The organism is uncultured Lactobacillus sp. (assembly GCF_947367125.1).
In the GTDB taxonomy this organism is placed as follows: Bacteria; Bacillota; Bacilli; order Lactobacillales; family Lactobacillaceae; genus Lactobacillus.
In genome coordinates, this window is the sequence record NZ_CANBCQ010000073.1 from 1 (window position 1) to 3,230 (window position 3,230).

The 3,230-nt window shown below is 35.6% G+C and carries 3 protein-coding genes and 3 tRNA genes; all 6 read left to right on the forward strand.

Annotated elements, in window-relative coordinates:
* Positions 1 to 66: 66 nt before the first annotated feature.
* The gene (locus Q0Y84_RS12210) at positions 67 to 930 is read left to right on the forward strand and encodes a GH25 family lysozyme (RefSeq protein ID WP_297954184.1); all 864 of its coding nucleotides are present in this window, start codon (positions 67 to 69) and stop codon (positions 928 to 930) included.
* Positions 931 to 1,232: 302 nt separating this feature from the next.
* Positions 1,233 to 1,421 (forward strand): hypothetical protein, encoded by a 189-nt coding sequence (locus Q0Y84_RS12215; protein WP_297954187.1) that lies wholly within the window; start codon positions 1,233 to 1,235, stop codon positions 1,419 to 1,421.
* 83 nt (positions 1,422 to 1,504) lie between these two features.
* Positions 1,505 to 1,972, forward strand: coding sequence for a hypothetical protein (locus Q0Y84_RS12220; RefSeq protein WP_297954190.1), 468 nt, complete (start codon positions 1,505 to 1,507; stop codon positions 1,970 to 1,972).
* 983 nt (positions 1,973 to 2,955) lie between these two features.
* Positions 2,956 to 3,027 (forward strand) — tRNA-Glu (locus Q0Y84_RS12225).
* A gap of 35 nt (positions 3,028 to 3,062) precedes the next feature.
* A tRNA-Ser gene (locus Q0Y84_RS12230) sits at positions 3,063 to 3,149 on the forward strand.
* A 7-nt stretch (positions 3,150 to 3,156) separates the two neighbouring features.
* Positions 3,157 to 3,230: transfer RNA gene (locus tag Q0Y84_RS12235), tRNA-Asp, on the forward strand.

Below are 3,230 nucleotides of genomic sequence, written 5' to 3' on the forward strand. Positions count from 1 at the left end.
AACCAGTAGATCAATTGCCAAAACCTGAGAGTTCTGTTCAAGCAGATACTAAGGATGTGACTGCAGATGGCAAGTAGGCAACTAGGCATTGACGCCGCTGTATATCAAGGTACCAGCATGACCGCTTATCATAATGCTGGTGCAAAATTCGGCATTATCAAGCTGACTGAAGGAACAGGCTATATCAATCCTAAAGCTCATTATCAAATTAAATCATTGCATGCTAACCATATGTACGTGCATGCTTACCATTTTGCGACTTTTGGTTATAACCCCAGTCGTGCTAAGGCCGAAAACATCAGTAAGAAACGCTATTTATGGCTTGATTGGGAAACTGGTAGTGGCAACTGCGTTACTGGAGGTAAGGTGGCAAGCACTAAGGCTATTCTTGCCTTTATGAAGGTATGCCACGATGAAGGGTATAAGGTCGGCTTATATAGTGGTGCTAGCTTGCTTAGAACTGCAATTGATACTAAAAAGATCATCCAAAAGTATGGCACATGTATCTGGGTTGCATCTTATCCAACCGATCTAGCATATACGCCAGACTTTAACTACTTTCCATCAATGGAGGGTGTAGCAATTTGGCAGTTCTGTGACAACTGGCGTGGTCTTAACGTTGACGGTAATATCTCACTGGTTGACCTCCACAAAGAAACTACGACTGTGCATAAGACAATAAAGCCAATTGAGAAACCTAAGTTAAAGTTAGAAAAAAAGACAGGTGTAGTATATGCTCCTGTGATCAACCATAATCCTAAGTGGATGATTCAGCTAATAGATAGCGCTGGTCATTATACTGGCAAGTACATCAAGACAAATACGAGATGGAAGTATTTTGATGCCAAGACTATCAAAGGAATGAAATGTTATAAGCTAGGTACTGATAAGCAGTGGGCACCTGCAAAATATTTAAAAGTAATTGAATAAAAGGAGTTGAAAGCTCCAAATATCGTGCAATAAGCCACCCCAGAGGTAAACCCTCCGAGGTGGCTTTTTTGCTTTTTTAAAATATTTTTGGATTTAACTTTATGTCTTCCATATATGTGGTAGTATATAAATATAAAGAAATTAAGTAATAGAAATATGAGGAACAAAATGAAATTTAATTATTCAGAACTTTTTAGATATAAAAAAAGCCACCTAGAAGGCGGCTTACTGTAAAGAAATAAATAATAGAGGTGTGAGGTAACACACCTGTATTCAAGTATTATAGTATAAGAGGAGAAACTATGGCAAGAACAGAAGCAGAAAAAGCCGCACAGAGAAAATATGCTAGAAGCGATAAAGGCAGAAAAGCAAGGCAAAAAACTGTTTGGAAGAGTCATGCCAAAGGGTTTATCAAGGCATACGCAACGGCAAATGACTTAAAAGAATTGAAGATGCTAATTGAAGAAAAAGAAAAAAATCTAAAAAAGTAGCAAAAAAACACTGGACATCTCATATATATGTGGTAGTATATAGATGTAAGGAAATTAAGTAATAGAAATTCGAGGTATTTAAAATGAAATATTTTACTAAAAAAGAAATCTTGGAAAATTTCAAAGCTATTCTTGAAGAAATGGATGAATCAAAGTTGGACATTAATACAATAGATAGCAATAATCCAAATGCTGTCAGTGGGATTTATGCACATCAATTCAGCTATGACCACAATTATATTAACGATGAAGAAGAAGCCAGAAAGGCTGTAGAAGAGTATCTCCTTGAAATGGATGATTTAAACGAAGATCGCGCATTTGGCCCATTTGAATTAGATGCAGCACTTCGCGAGGGATCCTATTTTTACGGAGGCGAATGGGATGCTCGTAGAATAGCAACAGAATTGGAGATAGCTCTTGCTTCAACTGTTCAATTAGAGCTATTGCCACGTAGACAGCGTAAGACCTTTACTAAGCAAATTGCATTAGATAAAGTAAGCAAAGCTTTGGAAGATACCCAAGACGATGAAATTGTAATTTTCAAAAAATAATGTGCTATATCTAATTGGTATTTCTCATTTTTATGGGGCGGCTTAGCTTGACGGCTAAGCCTTTTTTATTTTTTGCAAGGTAAATAAAAAGCTACTCAAGGGAGCTATACTCTCAAGAGCGGCTTTTATACTAATGATAGAAATTTGATAGAAAAAAGTGAAATGCTAAGAAAAGCTATGAAACATATTTGCTTATATAGTAAGGAAGAAAAGCATTAGTAAAAGCACAGAAAAAGAATAAATAAAACTCTCTGTCTCCGTAAATACTTATAACAAGTAGTAAAGAATCGCATGGTTATGCGGTTCTTTTATTTTGTTTTCGTTTTTTGATAGAAATAGGCTTAAAAGGGCCGTTAATATCTTTTCTGATTTCTTCTTCACTATTTTAGTAAACGCCATAAGCATAGTGTAATCTATGTACAATGTCTTTTTAAGCTACAGAAAGTAATAAAATTGCTGTTATGATGAAGTCCTATTATTAGTAGGTGATATTATCTGTAGGCATTGCATGTTTTATCTGTGTCAATCGAAAAAAGAGAAATTAAAAATCATATTACGCTGTTACAGGGTTAATGAAGGGAATAGTTGCCTATTTAGCTAGTAAAAGATACATAAAGCTGATTCAATTAAAATCTTAGAATATATTTGATAGATAAATTGAAGACAGAAGATAAATAATCTAGTTATGGGCTGATTAATAATTTTTTTCTGATAAGGAAATTTATTGTTTAAAGGATTGACCGAATGCTTAGAACAGTAAAGGTTAGATTTTGGAGACGCGATAAAATAGTATAAAGGGCCTGCCAATAATCATTAAAAAGAAAAAATAAAAAAATACTTGCATTTTAAATAGATATCTATTATTATTAAATACGTTGTGATTGAGATGTCACTTAGATAACTAAATTTAGAAAGTTGAAAAAAATCTTGATTTTTGAGACATGATCAGTTATTATAATAAAGTGCTCTTGATTAAGAGACATGACCCGTTGGTCAAGTGGTTAAGACACGGCCCTTTCACGGCCGTAACATGGGTTCAAATCCCGTACGGGTCATTTGCCACAATTTAATATTTTCGGCATTAAGCAATGGAGGATTACCCAAGTGGCTTAAGGGGACGGTTTTGAAAACCGTTAGGCGGTTCTGCCGCGCGTGGGTTCAAATCCCACATCCTCCTCTAGTTTGGTCCATTGGAGCAGTGGTTTATCTCGCCTCCCTGTCACGGAGGAGATCATGGGTTCAAATCCCATATGGACCG

Excerpts from the sequence above, each read along its gene's own strand:
- Q0Y84_RS12210 (WP_297954184.1), top strand. The coding sequence starts at position 67 with ATGGCAAGTAGGCAACTAGGCATTGACGCCGCTGTATATCAAGGTACC.
- Q0Y84_RS12220 (WP_297954190.1), top strand. The coding sequence starts at position 1,505 with ATGAAATATTTTACTAAAAAAGAAATCTTGGAAAATTTCAAAGCTATT.
- Q0Y84_RS12215 (WP_297954187.1), top strand. The coding sequence starts at position 1,233 with ATGGCAAGAACAGAAGCAGAAAAAGCCGCACAGAGAAAATATGCTAGA.